This is a genomic window from Segatella copri, from assembly GCF_949820605.1.
Classification (GTDB): Bacteria; Bacteroidota; Bacteroidia; order Bacteroidales; family Bacteroidaceae; genus Prevotella.
Window position 1 is genome coordinate 2,476,375 of the sequence record NZ_CATKVU010000006.1, and the last position, 23,784, is coordinate 2,500,158.

31 protein-coding genes are annotated in these 23,784 nt (G+C 42.6%); all 31 read right to left on the reverse strand.

Translation table 11 applies throughout. The features are described 5' to 3' along the window. Positions 1–3: 3 nt before the first annotated feature. On the reverse strand, positions 4–450 hold the full coding sequence (gene rplO, locus RCO84_RS11365) for a 50S ribosomal protein L15 (protein ID WP_006848817.1): 447 nt from the start codon (positions 448–450) through the stop codon (positions 4–6). 26 nt (positions 451–476) lie between these two features. After that, positions 477–653 (reverse strand): 50S ribosomal protein L30, encoded by a 177-nt coding sequence (gene rpmD, locus RCO84_RS11370; RefSeq protein ID WP_317576233.1) that lies wholly within the window; start codon positions 651–653, stop codon positions 477–479. 16 nt (positions 654–669) lie between these two features. Beyond that, entirely contained in the window at positions 670–1,182 is a 513-nt protein-coding gene (gene rpsE, locus RCO84_RS11375; RefSeq protein ID WP_317585142.1) for a 30S ribosomal protein S5, read from the reverse strand. A gap of 6 nt (positions 1,183–1,188) precedes the next feature. Next, positions 1,189–1,533 (reverse strand): 50S ribosomal protein L18, encoded by a 345-nt coding sequence (rplR, locus tag RCO84_RS11380; RefSeq protein WP_022122151.1) that lies wholly within the window; start codon positions 1,531–1,533, stop codon positions 1,189–1,191. An 18-nt stretch (positions 1,534–1,551) separates the two neighbouring features. Next, on the reverse strand, positions 1,552–2,124 hold the full coding sequence (rplF, locus tag RCO84_RS11385) for a 50S ribosomal protein L6 (RefSeq protein ID WP_264902335.1): 573 nt from the start codon (positions 2,122–2,124) through the stop codon (positions 1,552–1,554). Between the two features lie 14 nt (positions 2,125–2,138). Further along, the gene (rpsH, locus tag RCO84_RS11390; protein WP_006848822.1) at positions 2,139–2,534 is read right to left on the reverse strand and encodes a 30S ribosomal protein S8; all 396 of its coding nucleotides are present in this window, start codon (positions 2,532–2,534) and stop codon (positions 2,139–2,141) included. 74 nt (positions 2,535–2,608) lie between these two features. Beyond that, the gene (gene rpsN / locus RCO84_RS11395) at positions 2,609–2,911 is read right to left on the reverse strand and encodes a 30S ribosomal protein S14 (RefSeq protein WP_006848823.1); all 303 of its coding nucleotides are present in this window, start codon (positions 2,909–2,911) and stop codon (positions 2,609–2,611) included. A 5-nt stretch (positions 2,912–2,916) separates the two neighbouring features. Continuing rightward, complete coding sequence (gene rplE, locus RCO84_RS11400; protein WP_022122149.1) at positions 2,917–3,471, reverse strand: 50S ribosomal protein L5; 555 nt, start codon at positions 3,469–3,471, stop codon at positions 2,917–2,919. Beyond that, positions 3,471–3,788 carry a 50S ribosomal protein L24 gene (gene rplX, locus RCO84_RS11405; protein WP_006848825.1) on the reverse strand — a complete coding sequence of 106 codons (318 nt, stop codon included), beginning with the start codon at positions 3,786–3,788 and terminating at the stop codon, positions 3,471–3,473. Before rplX ends, rplE begins: the two co-directional genes overlap by 1 nt. Before the next feature lie 20 nt (positions 3,789–3,808). Beyond that, positions 3,809–4,174 (reverse strand): 50S ribosomal protein L14, encoded by a 366-nt coding sequence (gene rplN, locus RCO84_RS11410; RefSeq protein WP_006848826.1) that lies wholly within the window; start codon positions 4,172–4,174, stop codon positions 3,809–3,811. Between the two features lie 2 nt (positions 4,175–4,176). After that, positions 4,177–4,443 carry a 30S ribosomal protein S17 gene (rpsQ, locus tag RCO84_RS11415; protein WP_006848827.1) on the reverse strand — a complete coding sequence of 89 codons (267 nt, stop codon included), beginning with the start codon at positions 4,441–4,443 and terminating at the stop codon, positions 4,177–4,179. Between the two features lie 2 nt (positions 4,444–4,445). Next, positions 4,446–4,640 carry a 50S ribosomal protein L29 gene (gene rpmC / locus RCO84_RS11420; protein WP_006848828.1) on the reverse strand — a complete coding sequence of 65 codons (195 nt, stop codon included), beginning with the start codon at positions 4,638–4,640 and terminating at the stop codon, positions 4,446–4,448. A gap of 2 nt (positions 4,641–4,642) precedes the next feature. Beyond that, positions 4,643–5,071: a 50S ribosomal protein L16 gene (rplP, locus tag RCO84_RS11425; protein WP_006848829.1), complete on the reverse strand. Its 429-nt coding sequence runs from the start codon at positions 5,069–5,071 to the stop codon at positions 4,643–4,645. Between the two features lie 16 nt (positions 5,072–5,087). Further along, positions 5,088–5,819, reverse strand: a complete 732-nt coding sequence (gene rpsC, locus RCO84_RS11430) for a 30S ribosomal protein S3 (protein WP_006848830.1) — start codon at positions 5,817–5,819, stop codon at positions 5,088–5,090. Positions 5,820–5,828: 9 nt separating this feature from the next. Continuing rightward, positions 5,829–6,233 carry a 50S ribosomal protein L22 gene (gene rplV, locus RCO84_RS11435; RefSeq protein WP_006848831.1) on the reverse strand — a complete coding sequence of 135 codons (405 nt, stop codon included), beginning with the start codon at positions 6,231–6,233 and terminating at the stop codon, positions 5,829–5,831. A 35-nt stretch (positions 6,234–6,268) separates the two neighbouring features. Continuing rightward, the gene (gene rpsS / locus RCO84_RS11440; protein ID WP_006848832.1) at positions 6,269–6,535 is read right to left on the reverse strand and encodes a 30S ribosomal protein S19; all 267 of its coding nucleotides are present in this window, start codon (positions 6,533–6,535) and stop codon (positions 6,269–6,271) included. 10 nt (positions 6,536–6,545) lie between these two features. Beyond that, on the reverse strand, positions 6,546–7,373 hold the full coding sequence (gene rplB, locus RCO84_RS11445) for a 50S ribosomal protein L2 (RefSeq protein WP_006848833.1): 828 nt from the start codon (positions 7,371–7,373) through the stop codon (positions 6,546–6,548). An 8-nt stretch (positions 7,374–7,381) separates the two neighbouring features. Continuing rightward, positions 7,382–7,675 (reverse strand): 50S ribosomal protein L23, encoded by a 294-nt coding sequence (rplW, locus tag RCO84_RS11450; protein ID WP_006848834.1) that lies wholly within the window; start codon positions 7,673–7,675, stop codon positions 7,382–7,384. 17 nt (positions 7,676–7,692) lie between these two features. Continuing rightward, positions 7,693–8,322: a 50S ribosomal protein L4 gene (rplD, locus tag RCO84_RS11455; protein WP_264902334.1), complete on the reverse strand. Its 630-nt coding sequence runs from the start codon at positions 8,320–8,322 to the stop codon at positions 7,693–7,695. Then, entirely contained in the window at positions 8,322–8,936 is a 615-nt protein-coding gene (rplC, locus tag RCO84_RS11460; RefSeq protein ID WP_022122145.1) for a 50S ribosomal protein L3, read from the reverse strand. Before rplC ends, rplD begins: the two co-directional genes overlap by 1 nt. An 18-nt stretch (positions 8,937–8,954) precedes the next feature. Further along, positions 8,955–9,260, reverse strand: coding sequence for a 30S ribosomal protein S10 (rpsJ, locus tag RCO84_RS11465; protein ID WP_006283658.1), 306 nt, complete (start codon positions 9,258–9,260; stop codon positions 8,955–8,957). Positions 9,261–9,372: 112 nt separating this feature from the next. Further along, positions 9,373–11,487, reverse strand: a complete 2,115-nt coding sequence (gene fusA, locus RCO84_RS11470; protein WP_144152554.1) for an elongation factor G — start codon at positions 11,485–11,487, stop codon at positions 9,373–9,375. A gap of 27 nt (positions 11,488–11,514) precedes the next feature. Then, positions 11,515–11,991, reverse strand: coding sequence for a 30S ribosomal protein S7 (rpsG, locus tag RCO84_RS11475; RefSeq protein WP_006848838.1), 477 nt, complete (start codon positions 11,989–11,991; stop codon positions 11,515–11,517). 179 nt (positions 11,992–12,170) lie between these two features. Continuing rightward, entirely contained in the window at positions 12,171–12,551 is a 381-nt protein-coding gene (gene rpsL / locus RCO84_RS11480) for a 30S ribosomal protein S12 (RefSeq protein WP_006848839.1), read from the reverse strand. 244 nt (positions 12,552–12,795) lie between these two features. Continuing rightward, positions 12,796–13,122: a DUF3467 domain-containing protein gene (locus tag RCO84_RS11485; protein WP_006848840.1), complete on the reverse strand. Its 327-nt coding sequence runs from the start codon at positions 13,120–13,122 to the stop codon at positions 12,796–12,798. 237 nt (positions 13,123–13,359) lie between these two features. Beyond that, positions 13,360–17,694 carry a DNA-directed RNA polymerase subunit beta' gene (gene rpoC, locus RCO84_RS11490; RefSeq protein WP_117727213.1) on the reverse strand — a complete coding sequence of 1,445 codons (4,335 nt, stop codon included), beginning with the start codon at positions 17,692–17,694 and terminating at the stop codon, positions 13,360–13,362. 31 nt (positions 17,695–17,725) lie between these two features. Beyond that, the gene (rpoB, locus tag RCO84_RS11495; protein WP_022122142.1) at positions 17,726–21,538 is read right to left on the reverse strand and encodes a DNA-directed RNA polymerase subunit beta; all 3,813 of its coding nucleotides are present in this window, start codon (positions 21,536–21,538) and stop codon (positions 17,726–17,728) included. A 111-nt stretch (positions 21,539–21,649) separates the two neighbouring features. Beyond that, on the reverse strand, positions 21,650–22,027 hold the full coding sequence (gene rplL, locus RCO84_RS11500) for a 50S ribosomal protein L7/L12 (RefSeq protein ID WP_006848843.1): 378 nt from the start codon (positions 22,025–22,027) through the stop codon (positions 21,650–21,652). A 56-nt stretch (positions 22,028–22,083) separates the two neighbouring features. Then, complete coding sequence (gene rplJ / locus RCO84_RS11505; RefSeq protein WP_144152552.1) at positions 22,084–22,602, reverse strand: 50S ribosomal protein L10; 519 nt, start codon at positions 22,600–22,602, stop codon at positions 22,084–22,086. 18 nt (positions 22,603–22,620) lie between these two features. After that, complete coding sequence (rplA, locus tag RCO84_RS11510) at positions 22,621–23,313, reverse strand: 50S ribosomal protein L1 (RefSeq protein ID WP_022122140.1); 693 nt, start codon at positions 23,311–23,313, stop codon at positions 22,621–22,623. A 21-nt stretch (positions 23,314–23,334) separates the two neighbouring features. Next, entirely contained in the window at positions 23,335–23,775 is a 441-nt protein-coding gene (gene rplK / locus RCO84_RS11515) for a 50S ribosomal protein L11 (RefSeq protein ID WP_006848846.1), read from the reverse strand. Positions 23,776–23,784: the final 9 nt, after the last annotated feature.

Sequence of the window (23,784 nt, forward strand, 5' to 3'; positions counted from 1 at the left end):
TACTTAGATTATAGTTGCGTTACCACCTACTGCCTTGATTGCTTCTTCGGCAGTCTTTGAGAAAGCATTAGCTTCAACTTCCAATTTTGCTTTAAGTTCACCGTTACCGAGAACCTTTACAAGCTCCTTGCCGTTTGTGAGGCCAGCAGCCTTAAGTTCCTCAATACCGATTTTAGTAAGGTTCTTTGCTTCAGCAAGAGCCTGAAGAGTTGAAAGGTTTACTGCGAAGTACTCCTTATGGTTGATATTCTTAAAACCAGCCTTTGGAACACGACGCTGCAATGGCATCTGACCACCTTCGAAACCAATCTTTCTCTTATAACCAGAACGAGCCTTGGCACCCTTATGACCACGTGTAGAAGTACCACCGAGACCAGAACCTGGACCACGACCAATACGACGACGTGAATGGGTAGAACCTGCAGCAGGTTTCAAATTATTTAATTTCATAATCGTTCCTAATTTAAAAAGATTAATTAATCAACTATACTTACGAGGTGATGAACCTTACGGATCATACCACGGTTGCTAGGAGTATCCTCTACCTCAACAACCTGAGAAATCTTGTGGAGACCAAGACAAGCGAGAGTACGCTTCTGATCTACTGGAGCACCGATTTTACTCTTAATCTGCTTGATTTTAATTGTTGCCATATTCGATTTTTCCTAATTAACCGTTAAATACTTTATCCATACTGATACCACGCTCACCTGCTACAGTATAAGCATCACGCATCTCTGCAAGAGCTGCGATAGTAGCCTTCACAAGGTTATGGGCATTTGAAGAACCCTTAGACTTAGCGATGACATCCTTGATACCTGCGCTCTCAAGTACTGCACGCATAGCACCACCGGCCTTCAAACCAGTACCGGCTGCAGCTGGCTTAATAAGAACCTTAGCACCACCAAATGAAGTTTCAACCTCATGAGGAACAGTACCCTTGAGTACAGGAACCTTTACCAAGTTCTTCTTAGCAGCTTCAGTACCCTTTGCAATAGCAGCAGTAACCTCACCTGCCTTACCAAGACCGTAGCCGATTACGCCATTACCGTCACCTACAACGACGATAGCAGCGAATGTGAAAGTACGACCACCCTTTGTAACCTTAGTTACACGGTTGATAGCAACCAAGCGATCCTTAAGTACTTCTTCGTTAATTATTTTTACTTTATCCATTGCCATAATCGTTTAAAATTTAAGACCACCATTACGAGCACCTTCAGCCAACTGCTTTACACGACCATGGTAAAGGTAACCGTTACGGTCGAAAACTACTGCCTCAACACCAGCAGCCTTAGCCTTCTCAGCAATGAGTTCGCCAACCTTAGTTGCCTGCTCCTGCTTAGGCATCTTCTCCAAACCGAGTGAAGAAGCTGACGCAAGTGTAGTGCCTGTCAAATCGTTAATAACCTGAGCGTAAATCTGCTTGTTAGAGCGGAATACACTAAGACGTGGACGCTCAGCTGTACCGTTAACACTCTTACGAATGCGGAACTTTATCTTAATTCGTCTTTCTACTTTCTTTGTTGTCATAATCGTAAATAATTAAAATTACTTAGCTGAAGCACTCTTACCAGACTTTCTGCGAATAACTTCACCCTTAAAGAGAATACCCTTACCTTTATAAGGCTCAGGCTTGCGGAAAGAACGAATTTTTGCACAAACGAGTCCCAACAACTGCTTGTCGCAAGACTCCAATGTCAAGATTGGGTTCTGGTTTCTTTCAGACTTAGTCTCAACCTTAATCTCCTTAGGCAACTGGATGAAAATAGGGTGAGTGTAACCCAAAGCAAACTCAATGATATTACCCTGGTTAGAAACACGATAACCAACACCTACCAATTCCAAAACCTTTGTATAACCAGCGCTTACACCAACAACCATGTTGTTAACGAGAGAGCGATACAAACCGTGGAAAGCCTGCTTCTGTTTAATATTTACAGGACTATTTTCATCGATTTCAAAGCTAATATGACCATCTGCATTATTAAACTTGATAGATGGATCAATCCACTGAGAAAGTTCACCCTTAGGGCCCTTTACTGTACAAACATGAGAAGTCTCATCATAGTTTACAGTAACACCTGCAGGGATACTAATTGGCAATTTTCCTATTCTAGACATATAAAAGCCTCCAATTAATAAATATAGCAAAGAACCTCGCCACCGATCTTAAGATCAGAAGCTTCTTTGTCTGTCATTACACCTTTGGATGTAGATAAGATTGCAATACCTAATCCGTTAATAACTCTTGGCATGTCCTTGTAACCGGTATACTTACGCAAACCTGGAGTTGACACGCGCTTCAAACACTTGATAGCGTTTTGCTTTGTAGTTGGGTTGTACTTCAAGGCAACCTTAATTGAGCCCTGAGGACCATCCTCTACAAACTTGTAATTGAGGATGTAACCTTTCTCGAAGAGGATCTTAGTGATCTCTTTCTTCAAGTTAGACGCAGGAACTTCTACAACACGGTGATGAGCCATGATTGCATTTCTGAGTCTTGTCAGATAATCTGCTATTGGATCTGTCATAAAATATAAATGTTTAATTAATCGGGACTACCCCGACAATATTAAATAAAAAAATATTCTTACCTTTGAAAGGATTACCAGCTAGCCTTCTTTACACCAGGAATCAAACCAGCAGAAGCCATCTCACGGAACTGGATACGAGAAATACCGAACTGACGGATATAACCCTTTGGACGACCAGTAATCTTGCAACGATTGTGAAGACGGATTGGGTTTGCATTCTTAGGGATAGCCTGAAGCTTACGAGCTGCCTCGTATGCTTCGGCTGGATCATTAGAAGTTGCAATAATCTTTTTCAGTGCTTCGCGCTTTTCAGCGTAACGAGCTACAAGCTTTGCACGCTTAACCTCGCGAGCTTTCATTGATTCTTTTGCCATATCTCTTAATCTTTATTTGCGTTCTTGAATGGAAGACCAAAGGCCTTCAAAAGAGCAAAACCTTCTTCATCAGTCTTAGCTGTTGTAACGAAGGTAATATTCATACCCTGAATACGATCAATCTCATCGATATTAATCTCAGGGAAGATAATCTGCTCTGTGATACCTAATGTATAGTTACCACGACCATCAAACTTGCTCTCAATACCCTTGAAGTCGCGAATACGAGGAAGAGAAACACGAACGAGCTTCTCCAAGAACTCGTACATACGCTCACGACGCAATGTAACCATAACACCGATAGGCATCTTCTTACGAAGCTTGAAGTTTGCAATATCCTTTTTAGAATATGTAGCAACAGCCTTCTGACCGGTGATAGCAGTAATCTCATTGATTGCTACATCAACAATTTTCTTGTCCTGAGTAGCATCACCAAGACCCTGATTGATGACAATCTTCTTCAATACTGGAATCTCCATAGCTGAAGAGTAGTTAAACTGCTTCTGAAGAGCAGGAGCGATTGTCTCCTTATATACTTTCTTTAACTGTGCTGTATCCATTACTTGATTTCCTCCCCTGACTTTTTAGCGATGCGAACAACGTTTTTACCCTCATGCTTGATAGCAACACGAGTAGCCTTGCCACTCTTAGGATCAATCAAACTCAAATTTGAGATATGAATAGGAGCCTCCTGCTTAACAATACCTCCCTGAGGATTCTTAGCAGATGGCTTAGTGCTCTTAGAAACCATGTGCACACCTTCTACGATGGCACGGTTCTCCTCAACGAGGACCTTAAGCACCTTACCAGTCTTGCCCTTATCTGCACCGGCAATAACGATAACGGTATCGTCTTTCTTAATATGTAACTTACTCATTACTTCTTACTTTTTAAATATTAAAGAACCTCAGGTGCTAAAGAAACGACTTTCATATTTACTGCACGAAGCTCACGAGCAACAGGACCGAAGATACGGCTACCACGAAGCTCACCTGCATTGTTAAGCAATACACAAGCGTTGTCATCGAAACGGATGTAAGAACCATCTGCACGACGAATTTCCTTCTTTGTGCGAACGATCAAAGCCTTTGATACTGCACCCTTCTTCAAATCACTTGATGGGATAACGTTCTTGACTGCAACAACAATAACGTCACCAACACTAGCGTAACGACGGCCTGTACCACCGAGAACTCGAATGCAAAGAGCCTCACGAGCACCGCTGTTATCACATACTGTAAGTCTTGATTCAGTCTGTATCATAATTACTTAGCTTTTTCAACAATTTGTACTAATCTCCATCTCTTTGTCTTAGACAGAGGACGAGTCTCCATGATCATAACTGTATCACCTACGTTAGCCTCATTATTCTCGTCATGTGCATGGTACTTCTTTGTCTTCTGGACAAATTTACCATAAATAGGGTGCATCTCCTTGAACTTAGCCGCAATAACAATGGTTTTATCCATCTTGTTGCTAATAACAACACCCTGTCTTACTTTTCTTAAATTTCTTGTTTCCATCTGGACCATTATTATTTGTTAAGTTCTCTCTGACGAAGTTCAGTTTTCATACGTGCAATATCACGACGAGCAACCTTAATCTCTGATGGATTCTCAAGTGGAGTTACATTATGATTGATCTTCTTCTTGTTCAAAGCATCAACAGCTGCCTCCAACTTCTCAACCAATTCTTTGGTCTCGATATTTTTAATTTCTGCAATCTTCATAATTAAGCGTTTTTATCGTAATCACGTCTAACAATAAACTTAGTCTTAACAGGAAGTTTCTGAGCGCAAAGGCGAAGACCTTCTTTTGCAATATCGAAACTAACTCCTTCAACTTCGAAGAGAATTCTACCTGGTGTAACAGGTGCAACCCATCCTGCAGGATCACCCTTACCTTTACCCATACGGACATCAGCAGGCTTGCGAGTGATTGGCTTATCAGGAAAAATTCTAATCCAGACCTGACCTTGACGGTTCATATAGCGGTTCAATGCTACACGAGCTGCCTCAATCTGACGACTATCGATCCACTTTGATTCAAGAGTTTTGATACCAAAAGAACCGAAAGCCAATTGTGTACCTCTGTGAGCGTTGCCTTTGTTGCCACGACCATCTTGAGGTCTTCTATATTTAACTCTTTTTGGCTGTAACATGATAGCTTTCTAAAATTTAACGGTTATTGTTTCTTTTACGATTACCACCACGGTTGTTAGAGCGGCCGTTACCACGGTTGTTGCTCTTATTGTCCTGTGAGAAGTTTGGAGTAAGATCAGCCTTACCATAAACCTCACCACGACAAATCCAAACCTTAATACCAAGCAAACCTACCTTTGTAAGTGCCTCGCACTGGCAGTAGTCGATGTCTGCGCGGAATGTATGAAGAGGAGTACGACCCTCTTTGTACATCTCTTTACGTGCCATTTCAGCACCATTCAGACGACCTGTAATCTGCACCTTGATGCCCTCAGCGCCAGCACGCATGGTGTTAGCAACTGCCATCTTGATAGCACGACGATAAGCAATCATGTGCTCAATCTGAGTCGCAATATTCTTACCAACGATAGTAGCATCAAGTTCAGGCTTTTTAACCTCGAAGATGTTGATCTGAATATCTTTCTTATAAAGCTTCTTCAACTCTTCCTTCAACTTATCTACATCCTGACCACCTTTACCAATGACAATACCTGGACGGGCTGTACAAATAGTAATGGTAACAAGTTTCAATGTACGTTCGATAATAATACGAGAAATACTTGCCTTAGCAAGACGCTCGTTAAGATACTTACGGATTTTCTGATCCTCAACGAGGTTATCACCGAAGTTCTTACCACCGAACCAATTTGAATCCCAACCACGGATAACACCAAGTCGGTTACTAATCGGATTAACTTTCTGTCCCATTCTACTTAATTATTTTTCGTCATTAGTTTTTGCATCAACAAAAAGAGTTACATGGTTAGAACGCTTACGAATTCTATAACCACGACCCTGTGGTGCAGGTCTCATACGTTTCATTGTAACGCCTTCGTCAACGAAGACCTTACTGATATAAAGCTCACCGTCTTCAGCCTTGCGATTATTCTTAGCTTCCCAGTTAGCGATAGCTGAACGAAGTAATTTCTCTACATCAGCTGATGCCTGCTTCTTAGAGAAGCGAAGTACTCCGAGTGCACGGTTAACCTCCATACCACGAATCATGTCTACTACATAGCGCATCTTACGTGGAGAAGAAGGAACGCCTACCAACTTTGCGAAGTACAAGTTTTTACGGGCTTCTTTCAATTTCTCAGCCGCAATATGTTTTCTTGCTCCCATTATTTACTTAAATTTTAAATGGTTTAACCCTTAGCTTACTTTCTGTTACCAGAGTGACCGCCAAAGCGACGTGTTGGAGCAAACTCTCCAAGCTTGTGGCCAACCATATTCTCTGTAACATAAACAGGGATAAATTTGTTACCGTTATGAACTGCAACAGTATGTCCTACGAAATCAGGAGATATCATTGAAGCTCTAGCCCATGTCTTAACAACATTCTTCTTGCCACTCTCGTTCATAGCGAGAATCTTCTTCTCGAGAGAAACATTGATGTATGGACCTTTTTTAAGTGAACGACTCATAATTTACTCTTTATTTTTTGTTAGCTCTTTCGATAATATACTTGTTAGAAAGCTTCTTAGGTGCGCGAGTCTTAAGACCCTTAGCGTACAAGCCCTTACGTGAACGTGGGTGACCACCACTCTGGCGACCTTCACCACCACCCATTGGGTGATCAACAGGGTTCATAACAACACCACGGTTGTGTGGACGACGACCCAACCAACGAGAACGTCCAGCCTTACCAGACTGTTCAAGAGCGTGGTCAGAGTTACCAACACTACCAACTGTAGCCTTACAAGCACTCAAAATCTGGCGTGTTTCACCAGAAGGGAGCTTAATTACACAATAACTGCCCTCACGAGAAGTCAACTGAGCAAAATTACCAGCCGAACGAACCAACAAGGCACCCTGACCAGGACGCAACTCGATGTTGTGGATCACTGTACCTACAGGGATGTTTGCCAAAGGAAGACAGTTACCAATCTCAGGAGCAGCATCTGCACCTGACATCAAAGTAGCGCCTACCTGAAGTCCGTTAGGAGCAATAATGTAACGTTTTTCACCATCAGCATAGTAAAGCAATGCGATACGAGCCGAACGGTTTGGATCGTACTCGATTGTCTTAACAACTGCTGGAACACCATCTTTCTCACGTTTGAAGTCGATTAAACGATACTTCTGCTTGTGACCACCGCCAATGTAGCGAACGGTCATCTTACCGGTGTTGTTTCGACCGCCGGTAGAACGTTTACCGTAAACGAGAGACTTCTCTGGCACGGATGCAGTAATATCCTCGAACGTGCCAATAACTTTGTGTCTTTGACCCGGAGTAACCGGTTTTAATTTACGTACTGCCATTTTTTATTTTAAATATTGCTGTAAAAATCAATTGTATCGCCCTCCTTAAGAGTAACGATTGCCTTCTTGAACGCATTCTTCTGACCCTTAACAAGACCTGCCTTTGTATAACGGGCAGAGCGCTTGCCAGCGTAACGAATAGTGTTCACGTCAACTACTGTAACATTATACAGACTCTCAACTTCCTTCTTAATCTCGAGCTTATTAGCCTCAGGACGAACAACGAAGCCATAGCGGTTAGGCTGCTTGTCTGTAATCTTGGTCATCTTCTCAGTAACCAATGGTTTGATAATAAATGCCATATTCTAATATCTCCTTTTTACTTTGTTAAGATTTGGTCGATAGTCTCGAGCGACTTTTCTGTAATCACTACAACATCAGCATTCAAAACTTTATACGAATTGACGTTTGATGCGAGGATAACTTCAGCACGCTGCAAGTTACGAGCAGACAAATATACATTTTTATTTGCTTCTGGCAAAACAAAGAGCACTTTTTTGCCCTCAATTTTGAGATTCTTAATGATACTTAAGAATTCTTTAGTCTTTGGAGCCTCAAATGTAAAGTCTTCCAACATTACAATTGCGCTTTCCTGTGCCTTATAAGACAGAGCAGACTTACGAGCAAGAATCTTTACTTTTTTGTTGAGCTTGAAGCGGTAATCACGTGGTTTAGGACCAAAAACGCGAGCACCACCTACGAGTACAGGTGAGTTAATATCACCACGGCGAGCACCGCCGCCGCCCTTCTGACGACCAAGCTTACGAGTAGAACCGCTCATCTCGCTTCTCTCCTTAGACTTAGCTGTACCCTGACGCTGGTTAGCGAGATACTGCTTTACGTCAAGATAGAGAACGTGATCGTTAGGTTCAATGCCGAAGACTGCATCATTAAGAGCTACCTTGCGGCCGGTCTCCTGACCTTTGATATCTAATACGCTAACTTCCATTATTTCTCAATTAAAACAGTTGAACCTTTGCATCCAGCGAAAGAACCCTTAACAATAAGAAGATTCTGCTCTGGAATTACCTTTAACACCTGAAGGTTCTGAGTTGTAACTCTGTCACCTCCCATTTGGCCGCCCATGCGCATACCCTTGAATACCTTTGCAGGGTAAGAACAAGCACCAATAGATCCCGGCTTACGAGCGCGGTCATCCTGACCGTGAGTAGACTGACCTACACCACCGAATCCGTGACGCTTAACAACGCCCTGGAAGCCTTTACCCTTTGATGTACCAATTACATCAACGAACTTGCAATCGTTGAAGATTTCAACTGTAATTGTGTCACCGAGGTTGTACTCCTCATCAAACTTGAACTCGGCCAAGTGCTTCTTAGGTGTTGTGCCTGCCTTCTTGAAGATTCCCATCATAGGCTGAGAAGTACGCTTCTCCTTTGCCTCTTCGAAACCTAACTGATAAGCCTTGTAACCATCCTTTTCTACAGTTTTCACCTGGGTTACAACACAAGGACCTACTTCGATAACAGTGCACGGAATATTCTTACCGTCGGCACTGAAAACGGATGTCATTCCGATTTTCTTTCCAATTAATCCTGGCATTTCAATTTAATTTAAAAATTAGACTTTGATTTCTACTTCTACACCACTTGGCAATTCAAGCTTCATCAAGGCATCAACTGTCTTAGCTGTTGAGCTGTAGATGTCAATGAGACGCTTGAAATCTGAGAGCTGGAACTGCTCGCGAGACTTCTTGTTAACGAAAGTACTGCGGTTTACAGTAAAAATACGCTTGTGTGTTGGCAATGGAATAGGACCACTAACGATAGCGCCTGTTGCCTTTACAGCCTTCACAATCTTCTCAGCTGACTTGTCAACCAACTGGTGGTCGTAAGACTTCAGCTTAATTCTGATTTTCTGACTCATTTTTAAAATTAAGTTATTATTATATAAATTATTTAGTCTAATGGAAGAAGAGGTACGCTGCTTAAGAGTCATTCGCTAAGCAGCGCCTCATCTTACCGTTATTTCTTTGTTATTAAAGAAGATCAGCATGACCCTTAACCTCCTCCAACACAGCCTTAGCAATTGTTGAAGAAAGAGGTGCATGATGATCGTACTCCATAGAACTTGTTGCACGACCAGAAGTGATAGTACGCAAAGCTGTTACATAACCGAACATCTCAGCCAATGGAACCATTGCCTTTACGATGCGAGCACCGCTACGGCCTTCCTCCATACCCTGAACGAGACCACGGCGCTTGTTCAAGTCACCGATTACGTCACCCATGTTCTCTTCTGGAGTAACAACCTCTACCTTCATGATAGGCTCCATCAAAACTGGACCAGCCTTAGGGCAAAGTACCTTGAATGCCTGATGTGCTACCAACTCGAATGACAACTGGTCAGAGTCAACTGGGTGGAAGCTACCATCGGTCAAAGTCACCTTCAAACCTGTCATTGGGAAACCACCGAGTACACCATTTGACAAGCAATCAGCAAAGCCCTTCTGTACAGATGGGATGAATTCCTTAGGAACGTTACCACCCTTAACCTCGTTGATGAACTGCAAGTCGCCTTCCTTGTAATCCTCGTCCTTAGGACCGATGGTTACATCGATACAAGCGAACTTACCGCGACCACCAGACTGCTTTTTATAAGTTTCACGGCTCTGAGCAGTCTTAGTGATAGCCTCCTTGTAGTTAACCTGAGGCTTACCCTGATTACACTCAACCTTGAACTCACGCTTCAAACGGTCGATGATGATATCCAAGTGGAGCTCACCCATACCAGAAATAATTGTCTGACCGCTCTGCTCGTCTGTACGAACTGTGAAGGTTGGATCCTCCTCAGCCAACTTAGCAAGACCATTATCCATCTTAGCGATGTCTGCCTGGCTCTTTGGCTCTACTGCGATAGAAATCACAGTATCAGGGAATGTCATAGACTCCAAAACGATTGGGTGTTCCTCATCACAGAGTGTATCACCTGTACGGATATCCTTGAAACCTACACCTGCACCGATATCACCAGCATCGATAGAATCCATTGGGATTTCCTGTTTAGAGTTCATCTGGAACAGACGGCTGATACGCTCGCGCTTGCCAGAACGTGGGTTGTAAACATAAGAACCAGCAACGACCTTACCTGAGTAAACACGGAAGAATACCAAGCGGCCCATGAATGGGTCAGTAGCAATCTTAAATGCGAGAGCAGATGTTGGTTCATCCTCAGATGGTTTACGATCCTCTTCCTCCTCTGTATCAGGGTTAGTACCGATGATATTTGGAGTATCCATTGGTGAAGGCAAGAATGCACATACATAGTCGAGCAATGGCTGAACACCCTTGTTCTTGTATGAAGAACCGAGCAACATTGGGCAGCACTCCATAGCACAGCAACCCTTACGGATAGCAGCAAGAATCTTTTCTTCTGGAATATCCTTACCATCGAGATAAAGTTCCATAACCTCATCATCGAAGTTTGCAGCACCCTCAAGGAGCTTATCACGCCACTCAGCAGCCTCGTCAGCCAAGTCTGCAGGGATTTCCTCTATATCATACTCAGCACCCATAGTCTCATCGTGCCAAAGAATAGCCTTCATCTTAATGAGGTCAACTACACCCTTGAAGTTCTCCTCTGCACCAATAGGAATCTGAATAGCAATTGGATTAGCGCCCAAGATATCCTTCATCTGCTGAACTGTCTCGAAGAAGTTAGCACCAGAACGGTCCATCTTGTTTACATAACCGATACGAGGTACATTATACTTATCAGCCTGACGCCATACTGTCTCAGACTGTGGCTGAACACCATCAGCTGCAGAATATGTAGCAACAGCACCATCAAGTACACGGAGAGAACGCTCAACCTCAGCAGTGAAGTCAACGTGTCCCGGAGTATCGATCAAGTTGATCTTATAAGACTTACCGAGATAGTTCCAGTTACAAGTTGTAGCCGCAGAAGTGATAGTAATACCACGCTCCTGCTCCTGGGCCATCCAGTCCATTGTAGCAGCACCATCGTGTACCTCACCAATCTTATGAGTCTTACCTGTATAGAACAAAATACGCTCAGAAGTTGTTGTCTTACCAGCATCGATATGCGCCATGATACCGATGTTACGAGTCAAATGTAAATCGCGATTTGCCATTTTCTTTTAACTATATTATATATTAAATTAGAATCTAAAGTGAGCGAACGCACGGTTAGCCTCAGCCATACGATGCATATCCTCCTTACGCTTAAATGCACCACCCTGATTATTAAAAGCATCCATAATCTCTGCAGCAAGCTTATCAGCCATAGTCTTACCACCGCGCTTACGTGCAAAAAGAATAAGATTCTTCATAGAAATACTCTCCTTACGATCAGGACGAATCTCTGTAGGAACCTGGAAGGTTGCACCACCGATACGACGGCTCTTAACCTCTACCTGAGGAGTAATATTATCAAGTGCCTGCTTCCAGATTTCAAGAGCAGACTTTTCCTCGTTAGACATCTTAGCCTTTACAATGTCAAGTGCATTGTAGAAAATCTCATAAGATGTATTCTTCTTTCCATCATACATCAAATGATTTACGAACTTTGAGACCTTCTGGTCATTGAAGACAGGATCTGGAAGGATCACTCTCTTCTTTGGTTTTGCTTTTCTCATTTTAAATAAAACTTTTTTAATTCTGCATGGGGCTGTATAATGTTCTTCAACGCTCGCACCCGAGCATTTACTCAACCTGATTACTTCTCCAGCAAAACTTTTATTAAATATTTTAACCCCAACTCCCGACCTTCTCCGACCGTGAGTCTGCGGTTTTGTCTAAAATTAAAGAAGCTATATTACTTCTTTGCCTTAGGGCGCTTAGCTCCGTACTTAGAACGACGCTGTGTACGATTCGCAACACCTGCAGTATCAAGTGTACCACGGACAATATGATAACGTACACCAGGAAGGTCCTTTACACGACCACCGCGAACCAAAACAATTGAGTGCTCCTGCAAGTTGTGACCCTCTCCCGGAATATAAGAGTTTACTTCCTTTGAGTTTGTCAAACGTACACGTGCAACTTTACGCATTGCTGAATTAGGCTTCTTAGGAGTTGTTGTATAAACACGAACACAAACACCACGACGCTGAGGACAAGAATCCAAAGCTGGTGACTTGCTCTTGTCTACAAGAACTCGTCTGCCTTTTCTTACTAACTGTGAAATAGTAGGCATAATTTTACTTTTTAATTTATATATTTATTTTTATTTATTGTCTTATTTCGATGTAAGCCACTACTTTATAGAGCCTTTTCGGGGTGCAAAGGTACGATTTTTTCGGCAAACTACCTAAATATTAAGGAGACTTTTAAAAAACGAAGGCTAGTTTTAACTTTATATAACTATTAAAAACGAATATTATAAAGAAAAAAGCGGTATTTAGCAGAGAATTTAGTCTTAGTATGTATGTTGTAGTACATTATGCCTCACCCTTTGGGGTGCCGAATGGAGCGATTGTACGTTCTTGCTCATCAGACAACTTAATTTTACCGAAGGACTGCTCGTAGTTATAAATATTGCTCTGCAATGCCTGGAGCAATCGCTTAGCATGCTCAGGTGCCATGATAACACGACTCTTGATCTGAGGTGCAGGCATGCCAGGAAGTGCACATGCAAAATCCAAAATGAAGTCTGAACTAGAATGAGTAATCAGTGCCAAGTTTGAGTATGTACCCTCTGCTACTTCAGGGCTGATGCCCATCTGGAACTGATTCTGCTGCTGTTGATTATTCTTATTTTCTTCCATAATTTTATTAAGTTAAGAGGATTAAACTTTAAATGATAGTGCAAATTTACATATAATTTCTGAAAAAGACGAATAATTTACCACATATTTTTCAAAAAAACATCATAAGACAACAGAAGGGGGAAATCTTATTTTTTTCCTTTTTTCATCTGTTACAGATAATAAAAGGGTGCGCCATAAATTATGACGCACCCTCATTATACCTATTTATATATTATATAGTACTCTATTCTACGATTATTCTCCTATTGGAGAATCAGCATAGTCGAGCACATTTTTCTTATTAGCCTGCATACGCTCATATTCTTCTTTAGAGCCTACGATGAGCTTATCCCACTGACGAAGACCAGTACCTGCAGGAATCAAGTGACCACAGATTACATTCTCCTTCATACCCTCAAGGTAATCAACCTTACCACGGATAGCAGCCTCATTCAAAACCTTAGTAGTTTCCTGGAATGATGCAGCACTCATAAAGCTCTTAGTACCAAGAGCAGCACGAGTAATACCCTGGAGGATCTGGGTAGAAGTTGCAGATACGGCATCACGAACCTGTACAAGTTTCAAGTCGCGACGCTTCAATGCAGAATTCTCATCACGCAATCTACGAGCCGTTATGATCTGACCTGGTTTGAGACTTTCACTATCACCACCGTCAGTAACAACCTTCTTACCCCAGATACGATCATTCTCTTCTGCAAAGTCAAGTTTATCAACCAACTCTTGCTCCAAGAAGGTTGTATCACCTGGATCGTCAATACGAACCTTACGCATCATCTGACGTACCACAACCTCAAAATGCTTATCATTAATAGCCACACCCTGAAGACGGTAAACGTCCTGGATCTGGTTAACAATATACTCCTGAACAGCGGTAGGACCCATGATGGCGAGAATATCGCCAGGAGTTACACTACCATCAGAAAGAGGAGTACCAGCACGTACAGCATCATGTTCCTGTACCAAGATCTGCTTAGAAAGAGATACAAGATACTTCTTCTGATCGCCAGTCTTAGATGTTACGATGATCTCACGGTTACCACGCTTTACCTTACCCATAGTTACCTCACCATCAATTTCAGATACAACAGCAGGGTTAGAAGGGTTGCGAGCCTCAAGAAGCTCAGTTACACGAGGGAGACCACCAGTGATATCGCCTGCACCACCTACAGCACGAGGAATCTTAACCAAAACCTCACCGGTATTAATTGTCTGTCCATCCTCAACAGCCAAGTGACCACCTACAGGGAAGTTGTATGTACCAAGGATTTCACCATTAGCATCGATAACATCACAAGATGGAACCATTGCCTTATTCTTGGAATCGGTGATAATCTTCTCCTCCAAGCCTGTAGTCTCATCGACCTCAGCACGATAAGTCTGATCCTTCTGAACGTCATTGAACTTCAATGTACCCGCATACTGGCTGACGATAACAGCGTTGAATGGATCCCAACGGGCGATAACAGTATCCTTTTCTACGATTTCACCCTCCTTGTGATACAATGAAGAACCGTAAGGAACATTCAAAGTTGCAAGAACGATGTTTGTATTAGGATCCACGAAACGGATTTCAGCCAAGTGGCTTACTACCTTTTCGCACTTGATATCGTTGCCTTCCTCGTCTTCCTCTACGAATGGTACTGTACTCAACTCATCAAACTCGATACGAGACTTATTCTTCGCAGCAATCTTAGCATTGGCAGCAGCATTAGATGCAATACCACCGGCGTGGAATGTACGGAGAGTCAACTGAGTACCAGGCTCACCAATAGCTTGAGCAGCGATGACACCAACGGCTTCACCCAACTGTACCATACGGGCTGTTGCCAAGTTACGGCCATAGCACTTCATGCAGACACCCTTTTTGCTCTCACATGTGAGAACAGAACGAATTTCAACACTCTCGATAGGAGATTCATCAATAGCCTTTGCCTTAGCCTCGGTGATTTCTTCACCAGATTTGACAATCAGTTCACCAGTTGTTGGATGAATAACATCATGTACAGATACACGACCCAGAATACGCTCATAAAGAGATGAAATAATCTCATCGCCATTCTTTAAAGCTGTACAAACCAAGCCACGCAATGTACCACAATCCTCTTCGGTGATAATAACATCGTGAGAAACGTCTACAAGACGTCGAGTCAAGTAACCGGCATCGGCAGTCTTCATAGCGGTATCAGCAAGACCCTTACGGGCACCGTGAGAAGCGATAAAGTACTCCAATACAGACATACCCTCCTTAAAGTTAGAAAGGATAGGGTTCTCGATGATCTGCGCGCCCTCTGCACCAGCCTTCTGAGGTTTAGCCATCAAACCACGCATACCAGACAACTGCTTAATCTGATCCTTAGAACCACGGGCTCCGGAATCAAGCATCATGTATACGGCGTTGAATCCCTGGTCAGCTTCGGTCATCTCCTTCATCAAGATATTACCCAAATCTGTATTTACGTGAGTCCACGCATCAATAACCTGGTTGTATCGTTCCTTGTTGGTGATGAAACCCATATTATAGTTATTGGTAATTTCCTCTACCTCCTTGCGACCGCGCTCAACAATAGCTTCCTTCTCTGGTGGAATAATAATATCACCAAGGTTGAATGACAATCCTGCGACATAAGCCATACGATAACCTAAGTTCTTGATTCCATCAAGGAATTCACAAGCCTTAGCCATACCAACAGCCTTAATAACATTAGAAATCAAACCACGGAGGGTTTTCTTGGAAATCACATCATTGAAGAAGCCAACTTCATCAGGAATGATACCATTAACGATGACACGTCCAACAGAAGTTTCTACCATTCGTTTCTGGATTGTACCATCAACCAAGTCGTCAACTACAACCTTAATCAAAGCATGAAGATCACATCGGCCCTCGTTACGAGCAATCAATGCCTCTTCAGGACCATAGAATGTCAAGCCCTCACCCTTTGCACCTGGACGAATCTTAGTAATATAGTAAAGACCAAGCACCATATCCTGAGAAGGAACGGTGATAGGCGCACCATTAGCTGGGTTGAGAATGTTATGACTCTGAAGCATCAGGATTTGAGCCTCCAAAACAGCCTCATTGCTCAATGGAAGGTGAACAGCCATCTGGTCACCATCGAAGTCGGCGTTGAACGCTGTACATGCCAATGGATGCAACTGAATAGCCTTACCCTCAATCATCTTAGGCTGGAATGCCTGGATACCGAGTCGGTGAAGCGTAGGGGCACGGTTCAACATAACCGGATGACCCTTCATTACATTCTCAAGAATATCCCAGATAACTGGCTCGCGACGATCAACAATCTTCTTGGCACTTTTTACAGTCTTTACGATACCACGCTCTATCAACTTACGGATGATAAATGGTTTGTAAAGCTCTGCAGCCATCAGTTTTGGAAGACCACACTCACCCATCTTCAACTCTGGACCTACAACGATTACAGAACGGGCAGAATAGTCAACACGCTTACCCAGCAAGTTCTGACGGAAACGTCCCTGCTTACCCTTTAAAGAGTCAGAGAGTGACTTCAAAGGACGATTGCTCTCACTCTTTACAGCAGAACTCTTGCGTGAGTTGTCGAACAAGCTGTCAACAGCCTCCTGCAACATACGCTTCTCGTTACGGAGAATAACCTCAGGAGCCTTGATCTCAACCAATCTCTTCAAACGGTTGTTACGGATAATCACACGACGATAGAGGTCATTCAAGTCTGATGTTGCAAAACGACCACCATCCAATGGTACCAACGGACGAAGCTCTGGTGGAGTAACAGGAATAATCTTCATGATCATCCATTCTGGCTTGTTAATACCTTTACTAGCACGGAAACCTTCTACAACTTGCAGACGCTTCAGAGCCTCAGTTTTACGCTGCTGACTTGAATCATTATTTGCGCGATCGCGGAGTTCGTATGACAAAGAGTCAAGGTCTACATTCTGGAGCAACTGATAAATTGCTTCAGCACCCATTTTTGCTATAAACTTATTAGGGTCCGTATCGTCCAAAAGTTCATTGTCACCATTAGGATCATACTGGTCAAGAAGAGCCATATATTCATCTTCTGACAAGAGATCAAGTTTGTGAGAACCGTTCAATTCAAGACCATCAGCATCAGTCTTTCCCTCAAGAATACCAGGCTGGATAACTACATACTTCTCGTAGTAAATGACAGCATCAAGTTTCTTGGTCGGCATACCCAAAAGGTAACCAATCTTATTTGGAAGAGAACGGAAATACCAAATATGAGCAACAGGTACGACAAGCTCAATGTGACCAGAGCGTTCACGACGAACTTTCTTCTCTGTAACTTCTACACCGCATCGGTCGCAGACGATTCCCTTATAACGGATACGCTTGTACTTGCCGCAGGCGCATTCATAGTCCTTAGTCGGACCAAAAATACGCTCGCAGAACAAGCCATCACGCTCCGGCTTATATGTACGATAATTAATGGTTTCCGGTTTAGTAACCTCACCATACGAATTTTCCAAGATCTCCTCTGGCGAAGCGAGACCGATGGTAATCTTCGTAAAATTATTCTTTACCTTTGTATCTTTTTTGAAAGCCATGTTTCTATATATAAATTAGGGGTTCTCAAAATTAATCAAGTTTGATGCTCAAACCAAGGCCACGAAGCTCATGGAGCAATACGTTAAGTGACTCAGGAATACCAGGAGTTGGCATTGGATCGCCCTTTACGATTGCTTCGTATGCCTTGCTACGTCCTACAACATCATCTGACTTAACAGTCAGAATCTCCTGCAAAACGTGGCTTGCACCGAATGCCTCGATAGCCCAGACCTCCATCTCTCCGAATCGCTGACCACCAAACTGTGCTTTACCACCAAGTGGCTGTTGTGTAATCAAAGAGTATGGACCGATAGAACGAGCGTGCATCTTATCCTCAACCATATGACCTAACTTCAAGAAGTATGTCATACCAACAGTAGCTGGCTGGTCAAACTGCTCTCCAGTCTCACCATCATAAAGGTAAGTTGAGCAGAAACGTGGCAAGCCTGCCTTATCTGTCCATTCAGAGAGATCATCCAATTTAGCACCATCAAAGATAGGAGTAGCAAACTTTACACCCAACTTTTTACCTGCAGCACCCAAGATACACTCGAAGATCTGACCAAGGTTCATACGTGAAGGCACACCCAATGGATTCAATACCATATCAACAGGACGACCGTCAGCCATAAATGGCATATCCTCCAAACGAACTACCTTAGACACAATACCCTTATTACCATGACGACCGGCAAGTTTATCACCAACCTGGATCTTACGTTTCTTAGCAATATATACCTTAGCCATCTGAAGAATACCTGATGGAAGTTCATCACCAATAGTGATAGCAAACTTACGACGCTTTAATTCAGCATCAAGTTGCTTATACTTGCGGATATAGTTCATAATAAGTCTCTGAATCAAGCCATTGGTATGCTCATCCTTAGTCCACTTATTAGACTGAACACCATCATACTCCAAATTCTTCAAGGCTGTAGCGGTAAACGTACTGCCCTTGGTGATAATCTCAGCACCTGTATAATCCTTAACGCCCTCAGAAGTCATGCCTTCTGTAAGCGTAAGTAACTTGTCTACGAGGATATCCTTCAAGTCATCACCCTTTGCCTCATACTCCTCATCAATCTTAGCAAGAATAATCTTATCCTGCTTCTTTGACTCACGGGTCTTGATAGCACGAGAGAACAACTTCTTATCAATAACTACACCGCTCAATGATGGATTTGCCTTCAATGAAGAATCCTTCACATCACCAGCCTTATCACCAAAGATAGCGCGAAGCAACTTCTCTTCTGGTGAAGGATCACTTTCACCCTTAGGCGAAATCTTACCAATCATGATATCACCTGGTTCAATTCTTGCACCAACACGCACGATACCATTATCATCAAGATCCTTTGTAGCTTCCTCGCTGACATTAGGGATATCAGATGTGAATTCCTCTACTCCACGCTTAGTTTCACGGACATCAAGAGAGTATTCGTCAACATGTACAGATGTCAATACGTCATCACGAACCATACGTTCAGAAATAACAACAGCATCCTCATAGTTGTAACCCTTCCAAGGAATATAAGCTACAAGCAAATTACGGCCCAAAGCCAGCTCACCGTTTTCTGTCGCATAACCCTCAGTCAGGATATCACCCTTCTTTACACGCTGTCCCTTATTACAGATAGGACGCAAGTCGATGGTCATATTCTGGTTGGTACGACGGAACTTAGGAATACGATACTCCTTCAAAGCTGGTTCGAAGCTTACAAACTCATCGTCTTCTGTGCGATCGTAAAGGATACGGATAGTTGTAGCATCAACATATTCGATAACACCCTCACCTTCTGCAGTAACCATAGTACGAGAATCCTCACAAACTTGCTTCTCAAGACCAGTACCAACTATTGGTGCATCATTATGAAGCAATGGTACAGCCTGACGCATCATGTTACATCCCATCAACGCACGGTGACCATCATCATGCTCCAAGAATGGAATCAAACCTGCGGATACAGAAGCAATCTGCTGTGGAGAGACGTCAACATAATCAACTTGATCCGGACCTACAACAGGATAATCAGCATCCTGACGACACTTTACTACATCACGAATGAAAGAACCATCAACAGTCAAAGGCGCATTACCCTGACCGATAATCTTAGATTCTTCATCTTCAGCAGTCAAGTATACAACATCCTCATTAGCCATATCGACCTTGCTATCATTCACCTTACGGTAAGGAGTAACAATAAAACCAAGATCATTAATCTTTGCATACATACAGAGAGAAGAAATCAAACCGATGTTTGGACCTTCAGGACTCTCAATAGGGCAAAGACGACCATAGTGTGTATAATGTACGTCACGAACTTCGAAACCGGCACGCTCACGAGACAAACCACCAGGACCTAAGGCAGAAAGACGACGCTTATGAGTTACCTCAGCCAGAGGGTTAGTCTGGTCCATGAACTGTGACAATGGATTAGTTCCAAAGAAAGAATTGATAACACTAGAGATTGTCTTAGCATTAATCAAATCTGTTGGAGTAAACACCTCATTGTCGCGAACATTCATACGTTCACGGATAGTACGGGTCATACGTGCCAAACCAATAGAGAACTGGTTAGCCAACTGCTCACCTACAGTACGAACACGACGATTAGACAAGTGGTCGATATCGTCAACTGTTGCACTAGAGTTGATCAGCTGAATAAGATATTTAATGATCTCAATAATATCTTCCTTAGTCAAGACACGAACATCAATGTCAGTATCAAGATTCAATTTCTTATTGATACGATAACGACCTACCTCACCCAGATCATAACGCTTATCCGAGAAGAACAGGTTTTGGAAAACCTCACGTGCACTTGCGTCATCTGCAGGATCAGCATTACGCAACTGACGATAGATATAGTTAACAGCTTCCTTCTCAGAGTTACTTGGATCCTTTGCCAAAGTATTGAAGATAATAGTAAACTTGTTGGCAGCTTCCTCATCCTTATGAAGCAGAACAGTCTGCGCTCCACTCTCAACAATCTCCTCAATATTATCAGCAGTAAGTTCAGTCTCACGCTCCATGATTACTTCATTACGCTCGATAGATACTACTTCACCAGTATCCTCATCAACGAAGTCCTCATTCCAACTCTTCAAAACACGAGCAGCAAGCTTACGACCAATAGCAGCCTTCATATTCTTCTTGTTAACCTTCACCTCCTCGGCGAGATCAAAAATCTGAAGAATATCCTTATCCTGTTCGTAACCAATAGCACGCAACAATGTGGTTACAGGCAACTTCTTCTTACGATCGATATATGCATACATTACATTGTTAATGTCAGTTGCAAATTCAATCCAGCTTCCCTTGAAAGGAATGATACGAGCAGAATAAAGCATGGTACCATTTGCATGAACACCCTGGCTAAAGAACACACCAGGAGAGCGATGAAGCTGAGAAACAACAACACGCTCAGCACCATTAATCACGAAAGTACCATTATCGGTCATATATGGGATAGTACCAAGGAACACATCCTGAATAAATGTACCGAAATCCTCATGATCAGGATCAGTACAATACAGTTTCATCTTAGCCTTCAAAGGTACACTATATGTAAGACCACGCTCCAAACACTCATCAATAGAATAGCGAGGAGGGTCGATATAGTAATCCAAGAACTCAAGAACGAAATTGTTACGTGTATCGGTAATAGGGAAGTTCTCAGAGAACACCTTATACAAACCGTCATTCTTGCGTTCCTCAGGCGGAGTATCCAACTGTAAGAAGTCCTTGAAAGACTTTAACTGCACATCGAGGAAATCCGGATATGGATACGGATTATGCACGCTGGCAAAATTTACTCTGTTATCAACAATTTTTGTAGCCATTAGAAGTTATTAAATGGGTTTTATTAATAATATAATAAAAGACACAAAAAGGTTAGGACTCACCTACTTGGAGAATCCTAACCATTTATATAAAAAAATGTATTACTCTAATTACTTGAGCTCTACCTTAGCACCAGCCTCTTCGATAGCCTTCTTAAGGTTCTCAGCCTCGTCCTTAGCTACACCTTCCTTGATTGTAGAAGGAGCACCGTCTACGAGATCCTTAGCCTCTTTCAAACCGAGACCACAAGCCTCCTTAACAGCCTTTACAACCTGGAGCTTAGCGCCACCAACCTCAGCGAGGACTACGTCGAATGTAGACTTCTCCTCAGCTGCAGCTGCACCACCAGCAGCAGGACCAGCAGCTACAGCTACAGCTGCAGCAGCAGGCTCAATACCATACTCGTCCTTGAGGACTGTTGCCAACTCATTAACTTCCTTAACAGTAAGATTTACTAACTCTTCTGCAATAGCTTTGATATCTGCCATTTTATTTTAAATTTTATTTTTGTTTATACTATAATTAATGATAACATTGTGATTGATTACTCAGGACGCTCGCCCAATGTCTTAAGCACACCATGAATAGTGTTGCTTCCTGATTGAAGAGCTGAAACAACGTTCTTTGCAGGTGACTGGAGCAAAGCAACAATCTCTGCGATAACTTCGTTCTTGCTCTTGAGAGCTGAAAGTTCAGCAAGTTTATCAGCGCCAACATAGAAACTTTCCTCTGCATAAGCAGCCTTCAATGTTGGAACATCTTCCTTGTCATATTCCTTCAACAACTTAGCTGGTACATTAGCTGTATTAGCAAACATTACAGCAGTAGTACCCTTCAAGCAGTCATAGAGCTCAGAGAAATCGATATCTGAAGCCTCGAACACCTTGTGAAGCAAGGAATTCTTAACAACAACCATCTTAATCTCGCTCTGGAAGCACTTACGACGGAGTGCGCTTGTCTTCTCTGCATTCAATCCTGTAACATCTACAAGATAGAAATGAGGAAACTCCTGCAACTTCTGTCCAAGTTCAGCGATAATAGTATCTTTAACTTCTTTCTTCATTTTACAAAACTTTTAGAGTTATTCAACTGATTTAGGATCAATCTTGATACCCTTACTCATAGTGCTAGAAATAAAGATACTCTTGATATATGTACCTTTAGCAGCAGCAGGCTTCAGCTTGATAACTGTGTTGATGAACTCCTTAGCATTTCCATAGATCTGCTCAGAAGTCATGCCAACCTTACCGATTGAAGTATGGATAATACCAGCCTTATCAACCTTAAAGTCAATCTTACCTTGCTTAACTTCCTTTACTGCCTTAGCAACATCCATAGTTACAGTGCCACTCTTAGGGTTAGGCATCAAACCACGAGGACCGAGTACACGACCCAAAGGACCAATCTTACCCATGCAAGAAGGCATTGTGATGATGACATCAATATCTGTCCAACCACCCTTAATCTTCTCAACGTATTCGTCAAGACCTACATAATCAGCACCTGCTTCCTTAGCAGCAGCTTCCTGATCAGGAGTACAGAGTGCGAGCACGCGAGTAACCTTACCTGTTCCGTTTGGCAATGAAACAACGCCACGAACCATCTGGTTAGCCTTACGTGGATCAACACCTAAGCGTACATCAATATCGAGAGATGCATCAAATTTGGTAGTTGTAATTTCCTTTACCAACTCTGAAGCCTCCTTCAATGTGTATGCCTTCCCTGCTTCAACCTTATCAGCTACTGATTTTTGATTTTTTGTCAGTTTACTCATTTTTCTAATTGAAGTTTTAAATTATTTACCAGGGAAGTCCCCTTTTACAGTAATACCCATGCTTCTTGCAGTACCAGCGATGAGCTTCATAGCTGATTCTACAGTAAAGCAGTTCAAGTCCTTCATCTTATCCTCAGCGATTACCTTTACCTGATCCCAAGTAAGAGAAGCAACCTTCTGACGATTAGGCTGAGCAGAACCTGACTTGATTTTGGCAGCCTCTTTCAATTGAACTGCAGCAGGTGGAGTCTTGATAATAAAATCAAAAGACTTGTCAGTATAATAAGTAATAACTACTGGCAACACTTTACCTGCTTTGTCCTGGGTACGGGCGTTGAATTCCTTGCAGAATCCCATAATATTAATACCCTTAGAACCCAATGCAGGTCCTACTGGAGGTGAAGGATTCGCAGCGCCACCTTTAATCTGTAATTTGATTAATCCAGCAACTTCTTTAGCCATTTCTTTGTT